Origin of the sequence: Asticcacaulis aquaticus (genome assembly GCF_028550415.1) — a bacterium.
GTDB lineage: Bacteria > Pseudomonadota > Alphaproteobacteria > Caulobacterales > Caulobacteraceae > Asticcacaulis > Asticcacaulis aquaticus.
Window position 1 is genome coordinate 1 of record NZ_JAQQKX010000020.1, and the last position, 20,773, is coordinate 20,773.

Sequence of the window (20,773 nt, forward strand, 5' to 3'; positions counted from 1 at the left end):
CCGATTAAAGGACTGGAGACGCATCGCCACCCGATACGACAAACTCGCAGCCAATTTTGCTGCCGCCATCGCTATTGCTATCGCAATTACTTGGTGGACTGATTGAGTCTCGAACCTAGGGTCAGCCCCAAAGATAGGCCGCACCGCGCACGCCTGACGAATCGCCCCAGCGGGCCGGCACAAGCCGGGCTTCCCACACATCGGAAAAGACGTAGGGCGCAATCAGGCCGGGCAAGCGCTCATATATCTCACCGACATTGGACAGCCCGCCGCCGAAGACGATAACGTCCGGATCGAACAGATTGGCCACCACCGCCAGACTGCGGCCCAGACGCGACAAAAAGCGGTCGAACGCGGCGATGGCTTCTGGATCGCCCGCGCGCATGGTATCGATGATCGCCTCGCCTTTCAGGTCGCGCCCGGTCGTCGCGCAGAAATCGCGGGCGAAACCCGAACCGGACACCCAGGTTTCCAGACAGCCATGCAGGCCGCACCAGCACGGTGGGCCCGGATGCTCGTCGGGACCGGGCCACGGCAGGGGCATATGTCCCCATTCCCCGGCGATACCGTTGGCACCATCAAGCAGTCGCTGCCCGACCACCACCCCGCCGCCGCAGCCCGTACCGATAATCACGCCAAAAACGGACGATGCCCCTTCGGCGGCGCCATCCACGGCTTCGGACAGGGCCAGACAATTGGCATCGTTGGCCAGCCGCACCGGCCGCTCAAGCACGGTTTGCAGGTCTTCGCGGAACGTCCGGCCATTGAGATAGAGGGAATTGGAATTGCGCATCAGGCCCGTCCGCGGTGAGGTGGAGCCCGGCGATCCGATGCCGATGGTGGGGGGGGGCTCTGCGATAGAACCATCGGCCCTCGCCTCCGCCTCGACGCGTGCGATAAGATCCCTGACCAGGGTCAGGGCGGCGACATAATCGCCGGGATTGGGTGCGCGGTGGCGCGACAAGAAGGTCCCGTCGGGCAACAGGGCCGCAGCCTCTATCTTCGTGCCGCCGAAATCGACGCCGATACGCAGCATGGAGTCCCTCACCACCAAACAAAACGGCCCCGTCCAAAGGGACGAGGCCGTTCAGTATAACGACATTTTATAACGCCGCAGTGTGTTTTAAAGCGCATTCCGAAAAGTGTGAAACGGTTTTCGGAGTTAAATGCGCGACAAAAAAACTTAGAGCGTGTTCCGATCCAACCAGATCGGAACACGCTCTAACACCGGCTTAGTGACCGCCGCTCACGCCTTCTTCGATGGCATGGGTCGGGGCCTTCTTGGCGACGAACGCAAACCACAGGACATAAACATAGCAGACCAGAGGCGCGATGAAGCCCATCGACTTCGAGCCCGTCTTCTCTTCAATCCAGGCGAAGATCAGCGGCAGTACCGCACCGCCGGCAATGGCCATGCACAGCAGGCCTGAGGTCGCCGAAGTCGGCGCACTCGACCGTTGCAGGGTCAGGGTGAAGATGGTTGGGAACATGATCGAGTTGAACAGGCCGATCAGCAGCGCACCGAAGGCCGGGATCAGACCGGTAGTGTTCGGCACGGAGGTCAGGATGACATTGATCATGCCCGTCGGTTCAGACGGCACCATGTCTTTGGTGAAGATGACAAGCAGCGACAGGGCAATGGCGCCGACGGCCACGATCCCCAGCATGACATAGTCCTTGACGAACTTCAGGAGAGCCGAACCGGCAAAGCGACCGATCATGGCGAACAGCATATAGTAGGTGGTCAGGTGACCGGCCGACTGAGCTTCGAGGTTCAGAATATTGGCTTGCTCTAAGAACAGGAGCAGGTTGAGCGAAATGGCAACTTCGGCACCGACATAAAGGAAGATACCGATCGAGCCGAGGTTGGCCCATTTGGACGTCAGGGCCGTGAACGGCGACACCAGATGGCCGGTCTTGGGCGCGGCGGCGGTGATCTTGTCACGCACCAGCCAGATCATGAAAATGAAGATCGCCAGCGCCAGACCAATGGCGAAATAGACGTTGGTGACGAAGCCGAGCGCTTCTTCCTTCATCAGTTCGGTAATGACCACATCTTTCTTGAAGATATCGCCGTTCAGCAGGAACGACGCACCGAAGAACAGACCACAGGCCGCGCCGAGCGAGTTGAACGATTGTGACAGGTTCAGGCGGAAGGCCGAATCCTCGGGCTTGCCCATCGAGGCGATCAGCGGGTTGGCCGCCACCTGAAGCAGGGTCACGCCCGAAGCCATGATGAACAGGGCGATCAGGAAGATGGTGTAAACGTGCAGCTTGGCCGCGGCGATCGCCAGAAAACAACCTGCTGCGATACCGCCAAGACCGACCATGACCGATTTGGCGTAACCGAATCGCGACAGAAAGGCCGCCGACGGCATGGACATCACGAAATAGGCAATGAAGAAGGCGAAGCCGGTCAACATGGCCTGAACCGGAGTCAGGGTGAAGACCGTCTTCATGGTCTTCACCAGCGGATCGAGAAGATTGGTGACAACGGCCCAGATGAAGAAGAGCGCGGTCACATAAATAATGGCCAGAACGAGGCCGCTGCCCCCGCGCTTGGCGGTGCTTGACGGTTCAGACATGTACCCTACCTGTAGGTTTGAGATGAGTTAGAAAGGTTCCCTTGAGGAGACTTCTGTTTGGCCCGTATCGATCCCCTCATTCAATTTGTCAGACAACGCATATCGGCATTGGTTTGCAAATGAAAAATTCGATCGCCGTCCCATAAGGATGTCTTTATCAACAAATCGGCACCTTTGCGAGGGCATTTGTCCGACAAGATTGCAATATTGATGATTTTCCACTTGCCTGACCCGATTTGCCGTGACAACGCTGTCTGGTTTTTGCCTTATGCGTCAAAAATCACGAAAAGGTTTCGCAAAATGTGACTTGACCCAAGGGAGGGAACAGGACTTTTGTCACCCTTGCCAAAAATATGTTCTGAAACCGGAGCCCTTCGTGTCCGGTGACCTCCTTACCAGCTTAAAGAGTTCGATCCCTTGAAAATACTTCGCCGCCGCCGTACGAAACTGGTCGCCACCCTGGGCCCCGCCTCCTCCAATGCCGACATGCTGGCGCAACTGTTTCAGGCCGGGGCCGATGTCTTCCGCCTGAACTTTTCGCACGGCTCGCACGAAGATCACGGGCGCAATATCGACCTTATCCGCGACCTTGAGGCCAAGACCAAGCGTCCGATCGGTATTCTGGCCGACGTGCAGGGACCGAAGTTGCGGGTCGGCCGTTTCATGGGCGGTGCCATCGTGCTCAGCCCCGGTCAGACTTTCCGCCTCGACCTCAATCCGACGCCCGGCGACCTGACGCGCGCCAACCTGCCGCATCCGGAAATCATCGGCGCGGCGCAGATCGGCTCGCACCTTTTGCTGGACGACGGCAAGCTCAAGCTGCGCGTCACCCACGTCCGCGAAGACCACGTCGAAACCGTGGTTGTCACCGGCGGCCGCCTGTCGGATCGTAAGGGCGTCAATGTCCCCGACGTCGTGCTGCCCATCCCGGCCCTGACCAAAAAGGACCGCGAGGACATGGCCTTCGCGCTGGAACGCGGCGTCGAATATATCGGCCTCAGCTTCGTCCAGCGTCCCGAAGACGTCATGGAAGCGCAGGAGATCATCAAGGGCCGGGCCTGGGTTCTGTCCAAGCTCGAAAAACCGCAGGCCCTCGACAATCTCGAATCCATTCTGGCCTTGTCGGACGCGGTCATGGTGGCGCGCGGCGACCTCGGCGTCGAACTGCCGCCCGAAGAAGTGCCGCTGGCGCAGAAGCGCATCATCCGTGCCGCCCGCGATCTGGGCAAGCCGGTCATCGTGGCCACCCAGATGCTCGAATCGATGATCTCGGCCCCCACGCCCACCCGCGCCGAAGCCTCCGACGTCGCGACCGCTGTCTATGATGGGGCCGATGCGGTCATGCTGTCGGCGGAAACCGCCGCGGGTCAGTATCCGGTCGAGGCCGTCACCATCATGGACCGTATCGTCGGCCGCGTCGAAAAGGACGCCGACTGGCGCATGCAGACCGACCGCCGCCGCCCGGAAACGGAAAAGTCGGTGTCGGGCGCCATCGCCACCGCCGCGCGTCAGGTGGCGCAAACCATTGAGGCCTCGGCCATCGTCGCCCTGACCAATTCCGGCCCCACGACGCTCCGCGTGGCGCGCGAACGCCCGACCGCGCCTATCCTCTGCCTGACGCCGCATATGGAAACGGCCCGGCGCATGGCCCTGACCTGGGGGGTGCACGCGACCCCGGCGCCGGTCACCCACTCGATGTCGGAAACCGTTCAGGTCGCCGTGCAGATCGCCCGCACCGAAGGCATTTCCGAACCCGGTCAGGACATCGTCATCGTAGCAGGGATGCCGTTCGGCAAGTCGGGCTCGACCAACGCGCTGCGCGTCGCCAAGGTCACCCGGACCCAGATCAGCGAACCAGAATTCGAAGACGAAGTGAAATAATCAGGTCAGGTCAGGTCAGGTCAGGTCAGCGTTGAAGTTCATCGGCAGCAAGTCACCCAGCGCTGCCGTTTTCACGCTGCCGTCCTCGGCGTACATGTGAATCTGCGCCGAAGCGTCGGCAAATTCGGCCAGTTTCTGACGACAGCCGCCGCACGGCGGACAGTGCGGATGGCACGGGGCGAAGACGGCGATTTCGAGCACCCTTTTGCCGCCGCCCATGATCATATGCGACAGGGCCGTCGTTTCCGCACACCAGCCCTGCGGGAAGGCGATATTTTCGATATTGGCGCCGCTATAGACCTTGCCGTCGTCGGCCAGGATCGCCGCCCCTACCGGGAATTTCGAATAGGGGGAATGGCTGAACGCGGTAGCGGCCTTAGCGGCCTTGAACAGGTTTTGGGACAATTTACGCTCCGTCCATGGAAGGTAAGCTTGCCGCAATAAAGCCTGACGCGCCACAAGATTTTTTTAGCCACGAAAAACACGAAAAGCACAAAAAGGGAGCTTACTCAAATTTTTGCGCGAAGCGCCTTTAAGCATGTAATGCTGCACATTAGTTACCGCGCTTCGCGCAGCAGCTTCAGCCTGCTTTTTCGTGCTTTTTGTGTTTTTCGTGGTAAAATCTTATCTTATTTCGACCTACTCGATATATTCCGGGGCGGCGATGCGCTTACCCAGCAGCATGGCGTCGGCCACCACGCGCAGCGGCGAGAAATCGGCATCCGATTGCCCGGCGCGCACCAGCTTTTCGAAGTGCGCATAAAGGCCCGGATATTCGGCTTCCTTTTCCTTCATGATCTCGGTGCCGTTGATGATCAGGCCAGTGCCGCCCATGTTCAGTTCCAGCTTTTCACCGCTGTCGCTTTCGACGAAGATCGACCAGGTCTGGATACCGGTTTGCAGGAAGTCGTAGTCGGCACGGATCGCGATACCGCTTTCGGTCGTCATATCCATCTCGACCTGAATCGGCGCTTCGCAATTGACCGGGATATGCAGGTCGGCCTTTTTGACGACGACCTTTTCCGCCACGATACGCGTCAGGATCGACAGCGAGTTGATGCCCGGATCGAAGACGCCCATGCCGCCGGCCTCGAATATCCACTTCTGGCCCGGATGCCACTGACGCACGTTTTCCTTCCACACGACGTGGATGGATTTGATGGTACGCGCGGCGATCCACTGACGCGTGGTCTCGACCGCCGGGGCAAAGCGCGAATGCCAGGACGCCAGTACCGACACGCCCTTGGCCTTGGCCAGATCAGCGATGGCCTCGGCTTCGCCCAGCGTCGCGGCGGGCGGCTTTTCGAGGAAAACGTGCTTGCCCGCAGCGATGACCTGCCTGGCGATGGTATGGCGGATCTGCGGCGGGGTGCAGATGGCGACCGCTTCGATCTCGGGGTGCGCCGCCAGCATCTCTTCGAGGGAGTTGTAAGCCTTTACATCGTCCGGACGGGCGTTGGGCGAGCAGCCAGCCACCAGTTCCAAGCCCGGATTGGCGCGGATCGACGGAATGTGTTGATCCACCGCGATCTTGCCCAGACCGACAAGGCCGATTTTCAGCGGCTTAAGCTTCTTCTTACCAAACATGAACGCTTCCCTCAGCTATACGCTTTTTGACCGGTTATCAGGCCGTGCGGCACGCCGCAAGAATTATCACACAATTGGTGAAATTACCCTGACAAATAGTGGCTCCGACATAGCATAGGGTAAAGGGGAGTCAACCGCGCGTTATTGCGCCGACAAGGCGTAAATCCGTTCCAGCGCGACCCATTTTTCGCCTTCACGGGCTTTGGGTAGGGGTTTCTGAAACTGCCACATCAGGCGCTCCCACGCCTGCACATCGGCATCGGCCAGATCGGCGGCGGCCTTGGCGTCTGGCGAAAAGTCGGGGCCGACCTCCATGATCATGAACATGCGGTCGTGGACCTGCCAGATTTCCAGCTCGCGGATATCGGCGTCGCGAATCGACCGCGTCACGGCGGCGGGGACGGCGCCGGGCGCATGCCAGGCCTTGTAGCCCGCGATCAGTTCGGCATCGTCATTCAGATCAAGGGCGAAACAGTAGCGTTGCGTGTCGGTCATGAAAGCGTTTCCTCATCATTTTTCCCGATTTCTGAACGATTTTACGTGCCGTGTAAATTTCATATTTGACAATCTGTTTCAAAATGCTGTTTTCTCTCCCGCAACAGGACCGGACCATAACCGGCCAGACGCAGGCCAAGAGGACACCCATGACGACCCAAACCACCCCCGCCAAGGGGTTCAGCGCCGTATGGCCGCTGATCCTGATCACCAGCCTGTTCTTTTTCTGGGGGGTCGCCAACAATCTGAACGACGTCCTGATTCCGCAGTTCAAGAAGGCCTTCGTCCTGACCGATCTGCAATCGGGTCTGGTTCAGTCGGCATTCTATATGGGGTATTTTCTGCTCGCCCTGCCCGCCGCCTTCGTCATGCGCAAGTTCGGTTATAAGTCGGCGGTCGTTCTGGGCTTGCTGCTCTATGCCGCCGGGGCGTTCCTCTTCTACCCGGCTGCCGATAATCACCAATATAGCTGGTTCCTCGGCGGACTGTTCGTCATCGCGTCGGGTCTGGCCTTTCTTGAGACCTCGGCCAACCCGCTGATCACGGTGCTGGGTTCGCCCGACAAGGCCGCCTTCCGCCTCAATCTGGCGCAAAGCTTCAACCCACTTGGTGCTTTGAGCGGCATCTTCATCGGGCAGCAGTTCATCCTGTCGGGCATCGAACACGACGAAGCGGCGCTGGCCGCCATGTCGGACGCCGCCCGTCAGGCCTTCTACGTCACCGAAGTCAAGGCCGTACAGGGGCCGTATCTGCTCATCGGCACGGTGGTGCTGGCGTGGGCGCTACTGGTCTTCCTGTCGAAATTCCCGGCCGCCGCCACGAAAAACGCGCATGAGGACACGGGTGAGGAGATCGGCTTCCTGACCTCGGTGAGCCGCCTCTTCCAGCGCCCGCACTTCCTGTTCGGTGTCGTGGCGCAGTTCTTTTACGTCGGCGCGCAGGTCGGCATCTGGAGCTATATGATCCGCTACGCCCAGGCTGAGATCGGCCTGACCGACAAGGCCGCCGCCACCTATCTCTACTATGCCCTGATCGCCTTTGCGGTGGGCCGTTTCATCGGCACCGGCCTGATGACGAAACTGCGCCCCAGCCTGATTCTGGGCCTGTTCGCCATCGTCAATATTGGCCTGACCCTGTTCGCGGTCGTCAGCGGCGGACAGAACGGCCTGTGGGCGCTGGTGGCGTCCAGCTTCTTCATGTCGATCATGTTCCCGACCATCTTCGCTACCTCGGTCGCGGGCCTCGGCAACCTGACCAAGACCGGATCGTCACTGCTGGTGATGAGCATCGTCGGCGGCGCGGTCCTGACCGCCGTCATGGGCATGGTCTCGGATCACAGCCACATCCGCACCGCCTTCGTGGTCACCGCCGTGTGCTTTGCCGTGATCGCCCTATATGCCTTCCGCGCCCCGAAGGCCGCGAATGCCGCCCCCGTGGCCATAACCGGGCACTGACGATTGTGCTTGTCGATGCGCACCATCACCTGTGGCAGGTCGGGCGGCACGGCTTCGAATGGCCGACCCCCGACCTGACGCCGATCTATCGCGACTTCGGCCTTGACGATCTGCGCGCCGCCGCGCCCGGTCTTGGCGGCACCATTGTCGTGCAGTCGCAACCGTCCGACGCCGATACGGCGTGGCTAATCGACAGCCTGCAAGACGAAGCTCTGGTGCTGGGGATCGTCGGCTGGACCGACCTTGCCGCCGCCGATGCGCCTGCCCGCGTCGCCGCTCTGGCCCGGCAACCGAAGGTGAAAGGCCTGCGCCCCATGCTACAGGGGCTGCCGGACGACGACTGGATTCTGCGTCCGCAGGTCGCGCCCGGTCTGGCGGCCATGGTCACCGCCAACCTGACTTTCGATGCGCTGGTCTTTACCCGCCACCTGCCGTTTATCGGGACGCTGGCCGCGCGTTACCCGGACCTGCGCATCGTCATCGACCACGGCGCCAAGCCACCCGTGGCAACGAATCGCCTCCGCCCCGAAGAGACCCTTGCCTGGTTCCGGGCCATCGAAACCGTGGCCGGATATCCGAACATTACCTGCAAGCTGTCGGGTCTGCGGACAGAAATGGCCCCGGGTCAGCCCATCGACGACCTCATCCCCTATGTCGATCATCTGATCGAGGTCTTCGGGCCGCAGCGCCTGATGTTCGGATCGGACTGGCCGGTGCTGGGCCTGCGCGAAAGCTGGGGCGAATGGCACGATTGGCTGGCGCACCGCCTAAACCATTTGACGCGCGGCGACAGAGACGACATCTTCGGGCATAACGCAAAAAAAATATACACGACGCAGGGATGCCGATGATCACCGAAGACAGCCGGGCGGGCGATGACGCCAAGACCCTCAAATACCGCGCCCCGGCGCTGGAAAAAGGGCTCGACGTGCTGGAGCTGCTGGCGGCCAACAAGCGCCCCATGACCCTGTCGCAGATTTCCAACCGCCTCGACCGATCGGTCAGCGAACTGTTCCGCATGGTGCAGGTGCTGGAAAGCCGCGGCTATGTGGCCCCCTCGCAAAAGGGCGAAGGGCTGGAACTGACCAACAAGCTGTTCTCGCTCGGCATGAGTCGCGGCCCCAGCCAGAACCTGCTGGCCTCGGCCCTGCCCCTGATGCAGGCCCTGTCCGAACAGGTGCGTCAGTCCGTGCATCTGGCCATAGCGTCGGACGACCATATGGTCGTCATCGCCCGTATCGAAGCCCCGGGCGACCTCGGCTTTTCGGTCCGCGTCGGCTATCAGCGTCTGCTGGTGCAATCGACCTCGGGCCTCGTGCTCTATGCCTTCCAGCCGCCGAAGCTCAAGGAACACTGGCGCGGCCTGCTCAGGGGCACCGCCACGCCGCAGGAATGGGCGTTGTTCGAAACCGTCGCCGACCGCGCCCTGCAACAGGGCCACGTTCAGGCCAAGAGCGATTTCGTCGATGGCGTGCTGGATGTTTCCTGTCCGGTCCTGAACGATTCGTCGGTCATCGCCGCCATGACCATTCCATGGATGAAAACCCACGGCTGCCTCAGCCTGGAAGATACCATCGCCAAGCTCAAGTCGACGGCGGCGGCCCTGACCAAGATGCTGGGCGGTTAGGTCGGTTTCAGGGCCGAACGCAACGTCCTGAAAACCCCTTTGCGCGACTTTTATCGATGAAAGACAAAATGCGTCTTCTCGCCCGTTACCGCACGAAGAGCGCTTGAAAGCCGCGTCACCGAACTGTATTCGTTTTTATAAGTGATATCTAATTTCACGACAATACAGGGCAGCCTACGGGTGTTTTCATTTCCTAAATCCGAGATTGGTCGCACCGGCGTCAAGGTCGGCGCGCTGGGCTTTGGCGCGGCGGCCATTGGCAATCTTTATCAGCCCGTCACCGATGCCGATGCCGCCGCCACGGTCGCGGCGGCGGTCGAAGCGGGGATAGACTATATCGACACCGCGCCGCGCTACGGGCAGGGCCTGAGCGAACGGCGTCTCGGCGCGACCCTGCCGAAAAATGTCACCCTGTCGAGTAAGGCCGGGCGCGTCCTGAGCCCGATCACCCCGCCGCCGCCTGGCACCGAGCGCCACGGCTTTGTCGACGGCGATCCGTTCGAAGAACATTTCGACTATTCCTATTCCGGCATCATGCGGTCGTTCGAGGACAGCCTGAAGCGGCTGAAGCGCGAGCGGATCGACATCCTGCTGGCCCACGATCTGGGGCGCGAAACCCACGGCGGCCAGCACGACTATCACCTGCAGACCTTCCTGCGCGGCGGCCTTGAGGCCATGCAAAATCTGAAGGCTCAGGGGCTGATCGGGGCCATCGGGCTGGGTGTCAACGAATCCGCCATCTGCGATCAGGTTATGAGCGCCGCCGATATCGACGTCGTGCTGCTGGCCGGTCGCTATACCCTGCTGGAACAGGCGCCGCTGGACGGTTTCTTCGATCGCTGCGCCGCCAAAGGCGTCTCGATCATCGCGGCCGCACCGTTCAATTCCGGTATGCTGGCCGACGGTCAGCACTATAATTACGCCGCGCCACCAGCCGACATCGTGGACCGCGTCGTCCGTCTGAAAGCGGTTTGCGCGGCGCACGGGGTGCCCCTGGCCGCCGCCGCGCTGCAATTCCCGCTGGCCCACCCGGTCGTGGTCAGCGTCCTGACCGGCATGAACAGCCCGGCTCAGGTCGAGACCAATTCAGCCCTGTTCCGCCACCCGATCCCGCCGGCGCTATGGGCCGATCTGAAAGCCGAAGGCCTGCTTAGCGACGCCGCACCGGTCCCGGAGGCGCTCGATGCCTGAGGCCCTGATCCTGCTGCATCCGACGGACAATGTTCTGGTCTGCCGCGAAACCATCGCGCCCGGTACGGTGGCCACGATCGACGGTGAAGCCGTCACGATTACCCAGCCGATCGAGGTCGGTCACAAGGTGGCGCGGGTCGATCTGCGCCCCGGCGACAAGATCCTCAAATACGGCGCCCCCATCGGTTCCATGACGAAAGACACGCCGCGCGGCGGCCACGTCCACATGCACAATATGCAAAGCGACTATATCCCCTCCCATACCCGCAACGCGTCCGGCGGTGCCGCATGACCGCTCCGTTCAAAGGTTATCTGCGCGCCGATGGCCGCAAAGGCATCCGCAACGTCGTCGCCGTCGCCTATCTGGTCGAATGCGCGCACCACGTGGCGCGTCAGATCGTTCAGAAGTCCGACGACATGGACGTCCATCTGATCGGCTTCCCCGGCTGCTACCCCAACGACTACGCTTTCAAGGTGATGTCGGCGGTGACCACCCATCCCAATGTCGGTGGCGTCCTGCTGATCTCGCTCGGCTGTGAAAGCTTCAACCGCGAGCGCCTGAAATCGGCCATCGAGGCGTCAGGCCGCCCGTGCGAGGTGCTGGTCATCCAGAATTCCGGCGGTACGCTGTCGACCATCCAGAAGGGGCGTGAGGCCGTCGAACGTCTGAAAGCCATCGCGGCGGAAACGCCCGTGGTCGATATGGACGTATCGGAACTGGTCATCGGCACCATCTGCGGCGGCTCGGACGGCACGTCCGGCATCACCGCCAACCCCGCCGTCGGCCGCGCTTTCGACTGGTTCGGCGCGCAGGGGGCCGCCTGCGTCTTCGAGGAGACCGGCGAACTGGTCGGCTGCGAAACCATCATGGCCTCGCGCGCCATCACGCCAGAACTGGGCGCGGCACTCGAAGCCTGCGTGCAGAAGGCCGAGGCCTATTACACCGTCATGGGCTATGGCTCGTTCGCGCCCGGCAATGCCGAGGGCGGCCTGACGACGCAGGAAGAAAAGTCGATGGGGGCCTATTCGAAGTCGGGCGCCGCACCGATCTGCGGCATCCTTCAGCCGGGGGATATTCCCCCGACGGGCGGGCTCTACCTGCTCGATGTGGTGCCGGACGGTGAGCCGCGCTTTGGCTTCCCCAATATCTCGGACAATGCCGAAATCGTCGAGCTGATCGCCTGCGGATCGCACGTGACCCTGTTCACCACCGGCCGCGGCAGCGTTGTCGGCTCGGCCATCTCGCCGGTGATCAAGGTCTGCGCCAATCCGGACACCTACCGCAAGCTCAGCGAAGATATGGATATCGACGCGGGAAAGATCATGGAAGGCCGCGCCACCCTGGACGCCGTCGGTCAGGAGATCATCGACAGCGTACTAGCCACCGCCGCGGGCCAAAGGACCAAGTCGGAAGCCATGGGGCACCAGGAGTTCATCCTGACCTACAAGGCCTTCGATCCGCTTGGCCCCGCGTGCCTGCCGTTGAAACGCGCATAATTTCCTTCTCCCTGTGGGGAGAAGGTGGTCCGCAGGACCGGATGAGGGGGCAACCCATCGTCCAGCCCCCTCACCCGGCTTGCTATGCAAGCCACCCTCTCCTCACAGGGGCGAGGGGAAGATTTGAGAAACACCATGTCACGACTTCAAGGTAAAACCGCCCTCATCACCGCCGCTGCCCAAGGCATCGGCCGCGCCACCGTCGAAGCCTATGTCCGCGAAGGCGCGACCGTCATCGCAGGCGACATCAATGACGCGGCGCTGGCCGAAATCGCCAAACTCGACAACGTCATCGCCCGCAAGCTCGACGTCACCGACCCCGACGCGGTCAAGGCGATCGCCGCCGAGTTCCCGCAGATCGACATTCTTTATAACTGCGCGGGCGTCGTCCACGCGGGCAGCATCCTCGATTGCGACGAAGACCAGTGGGCCTTCGCCAACAGCCTCAACGTCACGGCGCAGTACCGCCTGATCCGTGCCGTGCTGCCGAACATGCTCAAAAATGGCGGCGGGTCGATCATCAACATGTCGTCGGTCGCCTCTTCGATCAAGGGCGTGGCCAACCGCTTCGCCTATGGCGCTACCAAGGCCGCCGTCATCGGTCTGACCAAGGCCGTCGCCGCCGATTTCGTGGCTCAGGGCATCCGCTGCAACGCGATCTGCCCCGGCACGGTCGAGACGCCGTCGCTGCTGCAACGCCTGCGCGACACGGGCGACTTCGACAAGGCCTATGGCGAGTTCACCGCGCGTCAGGCCATGGGCCGCTTCGGCAAACCGGATGAACTGGCGGCACTGGCGGTCTATCTCGGCTCCGACGAGTCGGGGTTCACCACCGGCCAGATCCACATCATCGACGGCGGCTGGATTATGTAATCTCTCACCTTTCGATGCCTCGCATCGAAAGGTGGATCGATTCATTCACATGTGGCATCGGCCCGGATTTGACATTTGACGGTTATGCGTCTTCTCTTCGCGGAAAAGATATGAGAGGAACCCCCATGCGCCTGATGCTTGCCGCTGCCCTGATCGCCCTGCCCGCCCTCGCCTACGGAGCGCCGCCCGTGAACCAGCCCCCCATCTTGCCTGGGATGGTCGTGATCGACGAGAAGGACACCATCGTCGAACAGCCCACCCCGCACGGCAATATCGGCATGTCGACGGCCTACCGCATCAGCGACAAGGCCCCTCAGCGCGCCATGGAGTTCCGCAAACGCATCCTTCACAAGGGCTCGGCTATCGGCATCCATCCGATCGAGCACGACGAGGTCTATTACGTCGTCTCCGGCACCGGCCTCGTCGAATCCGACGGTGTGACGAAAACGCTTACCACCGGCATGACCGCCTATCTCTACGAAGGCGCGAAGGTCGGCATCAAGCAGGTCGGCGACGAACCGCTCAGCCTGATCGTGTCCTATCCGTTAAAAGAACGGACGAAATAATATTTTTGGGCATGCACTTATCCGTGCAGCGTCAGATCCATCCATACCATCGCCACCGCCTGAGGCTTAAGGCAACGCAGGCCTGAATTGGCGTGGTTGAACGGATCGGGCATATGATTGACCGGCTCGGCGCAGAAATAGTCCTCGCCCGGCGGCACATAGATATGCAGCCAGTGGCAGTCCGGCGAGGCGCGCAAGGTCAGAGTCGGCTGCGCGCCTTCATAGATATCGGCGCGCCCCGTAAAGCCGGTATGGCAATGGTCGATCAACTCACCGTCGGTCACGAAATCACCGCCGGTCCAGTCCTTGCGCCAGATACCGGCGTGCCATTCCGTCGGCAGGCATTCGGCATCGGCCATCCATACCCCATCCAACTGGCTTTTCAGCCGCGTCAGGGGCGTACGGTTGAAGTAGGGGTGGAACCCCAATCCCGCCGGCATGGCGCTGGGGCTTAGGTTCTTGACGCTCAACCATACGCGCAGACCGCCCGGACGCAGTTCGAACACCTGCCGCGCCTCGTAGGTCCACGGCCATTCACCGGCCTCGTGGCGGTAGGTCAGGACCACGCGCGACGGCCCCTGCTCGCTGACGCGCCAGCTATTGAGCCACCCCTGACCATGAATGGCATGCGGATGATCGCCCAGATTCGGCCTGAGCGCCACCTTGTGCGTACCGATCGCAAAATGGCCGTCCCGGATGCGATTGCAAAAGGGCACCAGCGGAAACGACGCGGTTTGCAACACGTCGCGCGCACCGTCCGGCGTCCGGCGCATATAGTCACGGCCCTTGTGGATCAGTCGCGCAATAGACCCACCCAGATGCGGATTGAGTTCCAGCACCGTATCGCGGCAGCTGAGAGTCAGCGGTGATAGCTCGATCATGGTTTCATCCCGGTTTTGTTATGTGCGGCGCCTGATCGAAGCCCCGTCGTTACGCGTAGTGGTATATACAGATACTATGGCTTGTCATGGCGCTCAACCATTCGTCTATCACAGGAACGCGATGGCGTTCTGCGGTTGCCCGGCCACGTCGCTGCGGAAACTGAACAGCCCGCCCGCCAGGGGCTGCGCTTTCAGATCGTCCGTCGTGAGCCCCTTGGCCGCCGTCGTCGCATAAACGGTCTTCAGATCGCGGCCGCCAAAAGCGATCTTGGTGACGTTCGAGACCGGGAAATCGACCTTACGAATCAGGCGGCCATCCGGCGCATAGACATTGACACCCCAGCCGAAGAACAGCCCCACCCAAACATTACCCTCGCTGTCCACAATGGGACCGTCCATATAGCCTTCGCCATGCGGCGGGGCATGACCTTCTGCATCCAGTTGCGCGAACAGGCGCTTATTGGTGATCTCGCCGTCGGCATCGAGGTCGAAGGCATAGATATGCTTTTTTAGCGTGTCGTTATGGTAGAGAGTCTTGCCGTCCGGGCTGACCGCCGGACCGTTGGTGATGACATAGTCCTCATCCATCACCTTCAGGCCACGCGCGTCGTAGCGATAGAGCCTGCCGGTCGGACGCGCCTCGTCATCGTCCATCGAGCCGAACCATAGTCGGCCCTGCGCATCGACATAACCGTCGTTCAGCCGGTTGGTGGGAATGCCCGCCTCGACATGGGTCAGCAGGGTGAAGTGACCGGTAATCGGGTCGAAGTCGTACAGACCCGTTTTACAGCCGACGATGAACCCGCCGTGTATTTTCGGCGCCAGAAACCCCGGCTCGGATGGCGCCGGATACGTCCGATGTGCCCCGATATCGGGATCGTAGCGATGAACGCGCTTTTGCTTGATATCGACGAACCAGAGGGCGTGGTCATAGGCCGACCAGACGGGCCCTTCGCCCAGCGTGGCCTTGAGATCGAGAAGGCAGGTCGGTTGAAAAAGAGTCATGGCATTCACCTGCTTGAGATCGGGGCAACACCCCTCCCCCACCACCATTCTCTCCGAGAATGGTCCCCCTCCCCGCCCAAGGGCAGGGAGGTATAGATTAGGCGTTACCGCCAGCCGGCGTCGATCCAGTAGCCGTGGCCGGTGCATAACGACGCATCGTCCGACGCCAGAAACAGCGCCAGAGACGCCACATGCTGCGGCTCGATGCGACCCTTGAGCGCCTGAGCGTCGACGATCTGTTTCTCGCCTTCCGGCGTGTACCACTTCATCTGGCGCGGGGTCTTGACGTTCCCCGGAATGATGGTCGTGACGCGGATATTGTCCGGCCCCAGTTCACGCGCCAGCGCCCGCGTCATGCCCTCGATCCCGGCCTTGGCGGTCTCATAAAGCGTCAGGTCTGGCAGACCCAGATGCCACGAAATCGAGCCGAAATTGATGATCGCCCCGCCACCAGCCGCCTTCATGCCCGGCGCCACGGCACGGGTGACCATCAGCATATGCTTGAGGTTGACGCCGATATTTTTATCGAAGAATTCCGAGGTGATCTCGTCCAGCGAATGGCGGTCGTCACGCGCCGCATTGTTCATCAGGATCGTCACCGGCCCGTCCGCGACCACGGCCGCCAACACTTTCTCAAGCGTGGGGGTATCGGTCAGATCGCACTTGTGGAACACCGGCGGCAGGCCGAGCACGCCGAGGTCGAGCGTAGAACTTACCTCGTCGACCAGATCGATGAAATGGACGCGCGCACCCTGATTGACGAAGGCCTTGACCAGCCCCGCACCGATCCCAGACCCCCCGCCGGTGATCAGAACCTTGCGCCCCTTGAGGCTCGGATAGATAGCAGACGACATTTATAATTCTCTATTCTTAAGCAGCGTCTGCGCGGGCAGCGGCGGATTTCAGAAGGCCACGCTGGGCCAGATTTTGCATCAGGGCGACAATACCGAAGGTCCAGGCGCGGGCGTCCTTCGACGTGGTGACGCGGTTTTCCAGCTTGCCCAGCTTCGGCGTCGAGACCGAAACGACGTCACCGACCTTGTGCGTAAAGCCGCGGCCCGGCGTGTCGCGATCCTGGGTCGGCGCAAACAACGTCCCCAGCATCAGGACAAAACCGTCGGGATAGTGATGCTCGGACAAGGCCTGACGGATCAGTTCCAGCGGATCACGGCTAATCTGGTCCATCGAGGAGCGGCCCTCAAGGACATAGCCTTCCGGCCCGTCGATGCGCAGATCCAGCACGGCGGCGCGCACGTCATCAAGGGTGAAATTATCGTCGAACAGGCGGATGAACGGCCCCAGCGCGCACGACGCATTATTGTCCTTGGCCTTACCCAGCAGCAGCGCCGAGCGGCCTTCGAAGCAGCGCAGATTGACGTCGTTACCCAGCGTCGCGCCCACGGCGCGGCCCTTCGGGTCCACCACCATCACGACTTCCGGTTCGGGGTTGTTCCACGTCGAATCCGAACGCACGCCGACCTCTTCACCCCAGCCGACCGAGGACAGGACCGGCGACTTGGTGAAGACCTCGGCGTCCGGGCCGATGGCGACCTCAAGGTACTGCGACCACAGGCCGTCCGTGATCAGGGCGTCTTTCAGCTTTGCCGCCGCATCCGTGCCCGGCACGACCGAACGGATATCGCCGCCAACGCGCGCCGCCAGATCGTCGCGGATGGCCTGAGCCTTGTTGAAATCGCCGCGGGCGCGCTCCTCGATGACGCGTTCGACCGCCGACACGGCGAAGGTCACACCCGCCGCCTTGACCACCTGAAGATCGATCGGCGACAAAAGCGCGCTCTCGCCTTCCCACACCTTGTTGAAGGTAAAATCGTCCAGCGAACCGAGCGATTTGCCGCCAGATGCCACGCCGGTTTCCGGCCAAACGGCCAGAAGCTGCGCCACAGTCGGCGCCACGGCGCTCATGTCGAATACCTCGCCGTTTTTCACCAGGACCGGCGTCGGCCCTTCCGGCAGAAGAAAACGACCCACCAATGTGGCGCTGCGCCAATCTTCGGGCAGAAAGTCGGTCATGATTTAAAGACTCACCTGTTCAATGGGTTTAACCCTTTGCCGTGTCAGTTCAGGCATAGGGGAAACAACGATTTCAACTCGACCTGTATGTGCCTGATGCTCCACAAAACACCGGGCTTATAATTGTGTCCATCCCTGCCCCCTACCAAAGTCGTAGATACGCATTGATAGCGCTACCATTTTCAGGCCGCAGCCGCCTTGTCAAGCCCTTACATTCTTTATCACACAAATTAGAGTGCGTTCCCAAAAGCACCTGACGGCTTTTTGGAACAAAAGCATAACAAAACAACAGATTAACAAAAATTTCGATCTGTTTGGATCGGAAATGCGCTTTACGCTATTCGGTCGTCGATGCCTCGCCCAGAGGGGCCGAAGACTGACGCTCGACGATGGAGAAATCGCGAATTTCATGCACCGGCGCATAGGTCTGACCCGCGCGACGAGTCTTGATCTGGTCCAGCAGCAGCTTCAGTGCCAGCGCCGCCATGTCCGAAATCGGCTGACGCACGGTGGTCAGTTCCGGCCACACTGACGACGCCATGGAGGTGTCATCGAAACCGACGATCGTCACATCGCGCGGCACATCGAGGCCCAGACGATGCGCCGTCGCCACGGCCCCGGCCGCCATGTCGTCGTTCGAGGCAAAGACCGCCGTAGGGCGATCGGCGCGCACCAACAGGGTTTCAGCCGCATCGAATCCCGACCGGTAGGTGAAGTACCCCTGCCCGACCAGCGTCTCCTCGGCCATGAGTCCCGCCTTGGCCAGGGCAGCGACATAGCCTTCGTAACGTAGCTGGCTGTAATAGGAGTTCGGGTTGCCCTTGATGAAGCCGATCCGCCGATGGCCCAGTTGGATCAGGCGCGATGTCATGGCGAAGGCCGCCTTGAAGTCGTCGACGCTGACCGACGGGGCGTCGGGCGATGGCCGCGACGTGGCCACGCCGACGAATGGCAGCTTCATGTCCTTGAGCGCCTTGGCGACCCGCGACGAGTCCGACAGCGGTGGCGGCAGAACGACACCGTCGACACCCGTCGCCTTCAGCTTGTCCAGCACATCCGCCACGCCCTCAGGGCCGTCGCAGCTTTCGATGGTGAGCTGACACCCGCTTTGCGAGCTTTGTTCGAGGATGCCGAGCAGAAGTTCCGACAGGAACGACATCGACGGGTTGGAATAGATCAGAGCAATGCGAGACGAATCCTGCGACGCCAGCGAACGGGCGGCCAGATTGGGCGTATAGTTCAGTGCCTCGACCGCCTCCATCACCTTCTGGCGGGTTTCTTCACGGACGTTCTTTTCGCCGTTGATGACGCGCGACACGGTCATCGGCGACACGCCGACGTGGCGGGCGACATCATGAATGGTAACGATATTACCGCCCCGGCGGCTGACCTTACGCGCCAATGGCCCGATCCTCTTTTTTCAACGACCGTAAGCGAGGCGTGATTCGCCTGCGGCTCCGGCCGAATTTCGGAGTTATAGTCGCATATTCAATATAATGGCGTAAAGAGCCACGATTTTATTTTCACATATGAAAATAAAGCCATTTATGAAATCCTCTGTCTTTTTGACGCGCCGGATTCAGGTGGGCGCCGACGTTATACCACGGATACACAAGGATATTCATGAGCACTCGCCGCACCCTTCTGCATATGGCCGCCGCCCTGGCTGTGCCGTCCACCCTCACCACATCCCTGGTTGCGCAGGACACGGCGCCCCTGACCCTGCCCGACATGCCGCTGCACGATCCATGGATCGTCGCCGACGCGGCGCCCCGAACCTATTATCTTTATACCTCCAACCGCGAGCGCATGTCGGGTCAGAAGGGCATCGGCATCATGGCCTATCGCTCGCACGACCTGATCCACTGGACGAAGCCGTCCGTCGTGTTCACCCTGCCCGACACGATCTGGGCCAATGCCGGGGCGTGGGCCCCCGAAGTGCATTCTTGGCAAGGGAAATATTATCTGTTCGTCACCCTGCATAACGAACAGATGCCCCTGCCCGGCAGCACGTCCGCGAAACCGCTCTATCGCCGTGGCACCGTTCTGGGCGTCGCTGACACGCCCGCCGGACCGTTCACGCTGGTCCGCGACGGTGAGCCGGTGGCCTCGAAGGACCTGATGACGCTCGATGGCACGCTGTATGTCGATCCGAAGGGCGAGCCGTGGATGGTCTTTGCTCACGAATGGATTCAGACCGGCGTCGGCACGATGGAGGCCCTGCCGCTCAATGCCGATCTGTCGGCCAAGGGGCCGCCCAAAACCCTGTTCAAGGGTTCCGCCTCGCCGTGGGCCGTGCCGCAGCAGGGGACGAATGTCGTCACCGACGGTCCGGAACTGTACCGCACGTCGGACGGCGCTCTGATGATGCTGTGGTCCAGCTGGGGCAAGGATGGCTATATCCAGACCCTGGCGCGGTCGAAGTCGGGTGACCTCTTCGGACCGTGGGAACAACTACCGATGCTGCTGGATAAGGGCTCCGGCCACGGCATGCTGTTCAAGACCTTCGATGGTCAACTGATGCTGATTGTCCACCGCCCGTTCAAGAACGCCCGCGGCTATCTTTACGAGGTGCGCGACACCGGCATGTCCATTGAACTGATCCGGCAACGGACCGACCTCGATTTCGACAAGACGCCGCTCGCCCCGTTTAAACCGTAACCGGATTCGAAATCCTGACTGGCGAAACGGGCAAAACATGGTTAATAAGCGTTAACAAAAGCAACGGGAAACGCACCGATATGCCCGAGACCCTCACCGCCTATAAGTCCGCCTTGCGTGCCTACCTGGCGGCCGTGGAGGTCAGGCCGCAGCCACCGCGCAAGGCTTTCGATGTCTATGCCTGGCTCGGCATGGACCGGAACGGGCAGCTCAGACGCTAAACCGGGTACTGATAAACAAGCTGCTGGCTTTTCATGTCGTAGATGCGCACCTGCGTCGCCCCGTGCCAGCGACCATGCGCCGGCAGGTGATTCTTCGCGTGGTCGATAGCCAGTGTCAGGTCCGAACCCCACGGCACCGAGGTCACTTCGGTCTCTTCGGCGGTCAGAAAGAAGATGCGATACATAGGCGCTCCGTTGCAGGCAGATTTATGATCTGT

General features: G+C 61.2%; 22 protein-coding genes and 1 pseudogene. 12 read left to right on the forward strand and 11 right to left on the reverse strand.

The features are described 5' to 3' along the window. Positions 1-106, forward strand: a pseudogene (locus PQU92_RS17385) (IS5/IS1182 family transposase); the annotation flags it as partial. A gap of 15 nt (positions 107-121) precedes the next feature. Here PQU92_RS17385 and PQU92_RS17390 read toward each other — a convergent pair. Together PQU92_RS17390 and PQU92_RS17395 are read right to left on the reverse strand one after the other, a co-directional pair. Beyond that, the gene (locus PQU92_RS17390) at positions 122-1,036 is read right to left on the reverse strand and encodes an ROK family protein (RefSeq protein WP_272749571.1); all 915 of its coding nucleotides are present in this window, start codon (positions 1,034-1,036) and stop codon (positions 122-124) included. Positions 1,037-1,232: 196 nt separating this feature from the next. Then, complete coding sequence (locus tag PQU92_RS17395; protein ID WP_272749572.1) at positions 1,233-2,585, reverse strand: sugar MFS transporter; 1,353 nt, start codon at positions 2,583-2,585, stop codon at positions 1,233-1,235. 423 nt (positions 2,586-3,008) lie between these two features. On the opposite strand from PQU92_RS17395, the gene pyk reads away from it, so the two are divergent. Next, a complete protein-coding gene (gene pyk / locus PQU92_RS17400) occupies positions 3,009-4,466 on the forward strand; it encodes a pyruvate kinase (RefSeq protein WP_272749617.1) in 1,458 nt (485 codons plus the stop codon). Between the two features lie 15 nt (positions 4,467-4,481). Here pyk and PQU92_RS17405 read toward each other — a convergent pair whose 3' ends face one another. The 3 genes from PQU92_RS17405 to PQU92_RS17415 all read right to left on the reverse strand — a co-directional run bounded on the left by PQU92_RS17405 (position 4,482) and on the right by PQU92_RS17415 (position 6,548). After that, a complete protein-coding gene (locus tag PQU92_RS17405) occupies positions 4,482-4,871 on the reverse strand; it encodes a cytidine deaminase (protein ID WP_272749573.1) in 390 nt (129 codons plus the stop codon). A 234-nt stretch (positions 4,872-5,105) separates the two neighbouring features. Further along, positions 5,106-6,053, reverse strand: coding sequence for a Gfo/Idh/MocA family protein (locus tag PQU92_RS17410; protein ID WP_272749574.1), 948 nt, complete (start codon positions 6,051-6,053; stop codon positions 5,106-5,108). Positions 6,054-6,194: 141 nt separating this feature from the next. Further along, on the reverse strand, positions 6,195-6,548 hold the full coding sequence (locus PQU92_RS17415) for an L-rhamnose mutarotase (protein ID WP_272749575.1): 354 nt from the start codon (positions 6,546-6,548) through the stop codon (positions 6,195-6,197). Positions 6,549-6,697: 149 nt separating this feature from the next. On the opposite strand from PQU92_RS17415, the gene fucP reads away from it, so the two are divergent. The 8 genes from fucP to PQU92_RS17455 all read left to right on the forward strand — a co-directional run bounded on the left by fucP (position 6,698) and on the right by PQU92_RS17455 (position 13,756). After that, a complete protein-coding gene (fucP, locus tag PQU92_RS17420; RefSeq protein WP_272749576.1) occupies positions 6,698-8,002 on the forward strand; it encodes an L-fucose:H+ symporter permease in 1,305 nt (434 codons plus the stop codon). Between the two features lie 5 nt (positions 8,003-8,007). Further along, complete coding sequence (locus PQU92_RS17425; RefSeq protein ID WP_272749577.1) at positions 8,008-8,853, forward strand: amidohydrolase family protein; 846 nt, start codon at positions 8,008-8,010, stop codon at positions 8,851-8,853. Beyond that, on the forward strand, positions 8,850-9,629 hold the full coding sequence (locus tag PQU92_RS17430) for an IclR family transcriptional regulator (RefSeq protein ID WP_272749578.1): 780 nt from the start codon (positions 8,850-8,852) through the stop codon (positions 9,627-9,629). The genes PQU92_RS17425 and PQU92_RS17430 overlap by 4 nt, the downstream gene beginning before the upstream one ends. Before the next feature lie 180 nt (positions 9,630-9,809). Then, entirely contained in the window at positions 9,810-10,820 is a 1,011-nt protein-coding gene (locus PQU92_RS17435; RefSeq protein WP_272749579.1) for an aldo/keto reductase, read from the forward strand. After that, positions 10,813-11,112: a UxaA family hydrolase gene (locus PQU92_RS17440; protein ID WP_272749580.1), complete on the forward strand. Its 300-nt coding sequence runs from the start codon at positions 10,813-10,815 to the stop codon at positions 11,110-11,112. The genes PQU92_RS17435 and PQU92_RS17440 overlap by 8 nt, the downstream gene beginning before the upstream one ends. Continuing rightward, positions 11,109-12,317, forward strand: coding sequence for a UxaA family hydrolase (locus PQU92_RS17445; protein WP_272749581.1), 1,209 nt, complete (start codon positions 11,109-11,111; stop codon positions 12,315-12,317). The genes PQU92_RS17440 and PQU92_RS17445 overlap by 4 nt, the downstream gene beginning before the upstream one ends. A gap of 135 nt (positions 12,318-12,452) precedes the next feature. Continuing rightward, a complete protein-coding gene (locus tag PQU92_RS17450) occupies positions 12,453-13,190 on the forward strand; it encodes an SDR family oxidoreductase (protein ID WP_272749582.1) in 738 nt (245 codons plus the stop codon). Between the two features lie 125 nt (positions 13,191-13,315). Next, a complete protein-coding gene (locus PQU92_RS17455) occupies positions 13,316-13,756 on the forward strand; it encodes a cupin domain-containing protein (RefSeq protein WP_272749583.1) in 441 nt (146 codons plus the stop codon). 17 nt (positions 13,757-13,773) lie between these two features. Here the strand turns inward: PQU92_RS17455 and PQU92_RS17460 are convergent, their stop codons facing one another. The 5 genes from PQU92_RS17460 to PQU92_RS17480 all read right to left on the reverse strand — a co-directional run bounded on the left by PQU92_RS17460 (position 13,774) and on the right by PQU92_RS17480 (position 19,075). Next, positions 13,774-14,637, reverse strand: a complete 864-nt coding sequence (locus tag PQU92_RS17460; protein ID WP_272749584.1) for an aldose 1-epimerase — start codon at positions 14,635-14,637, stop codon at positions 13,774-13,776. A gap of 108 nt (positions 14,638-14,745) precedes the next feature. Next, positions 14,746-15,642: an SMP-30/gluconolactonase/LRE family protein gene (locus PQU92_RS17465; RefSeq protein WP_272749585.1), complete on the reverse strand. Its 897-nt coding sequence runs from the start codon at positions 15,640-15,642 to the stop codon at positions 14,746-14,748. 104 nt (positions 15,643-15,746) lie between these two features. After that, a complete protein-coding gene (xylB, locus tag PQU92_RS17470) occupies positions 15,747-16,496 on the reverse strand; it encodes a D-xylose 1-dehydrogenase (RefSeq protein WP_272749586.1) in 750 nt (249 codons plus the stop codon). Positions 16,497-16,512: 16 nt separating this feature from the next. After that, entirely contained in the window at positions 16,513-17,673 is a 1,161-nt protein-coding gene (locus PQU92_RS17475; protein ID WP_272749587.1) for a fumarylacetoacetate hydrolase family protein, read from the reverse strand. Positions 17,674-18,010: 337 nt separating this feature from the next. Continuing rightward, complete coding sequence (locus tag PQU92_RS17480) at positions 18,011-19,075, reverse strand: LacI family DNA-binding transcriptional regulator (protein ID WP_272749588.1); 1,065 nt, start codon at positions 19,073-19,075, stop codon at positions 18,011-18,013. Positions 19,076-19,296: 221 nt separating this feature from the next. On the opposite strand from PQU92_RS17480, the gene PQU92_RS17485 reads away from it, so the two are divergent. Together PQU92_RS17485 and PQU92_RS17490 are read left to right on the forward strand one after the other, a co-directional pair. After that, on the forward strand, positions 19,297-20,334 hold the full coding sequence (locus PQU92_RS17485) for a glycoside hydrolase family 43 protein (RefSeq protein WP_272749589.1): 1,038 nt from the start codon (positions 19,297-19,299) through the stop codon (positions 20,332-20,334). Positions 20,335-20,414: 80 nt separating this feature from the next. Next, positions 20,415-20,555: a hypothetical protein gene (locus PQU92_RS17490; RefSeq protein ID WP_272749590.1), complete on the forward strand. Its 141-nt coding sequence runs from the start codon at positions 20,415-20,417 to the stop codon at positions 20,553-20,555. Here PQU92_RS17490 and PQU92_RS17495 read toward each other — a convergent pair. Continuing rightward, a complete protein-coding gene (locus PQU92_RS17495) occupies positions 20,552-20,740 on the reverse strand; it encodes a hypothetical protein (RefSeq protein WP_272749591.1) in 189 nt (62 codons plus the stop codon). The two genes, PQU92_RS17490 and PQU92_RS17495, sit on opposite strands and share 4 nt — an antisense overlap. Between the last annotated feature and the right edge of the window lie 33 nt (positions 20,741-20,773).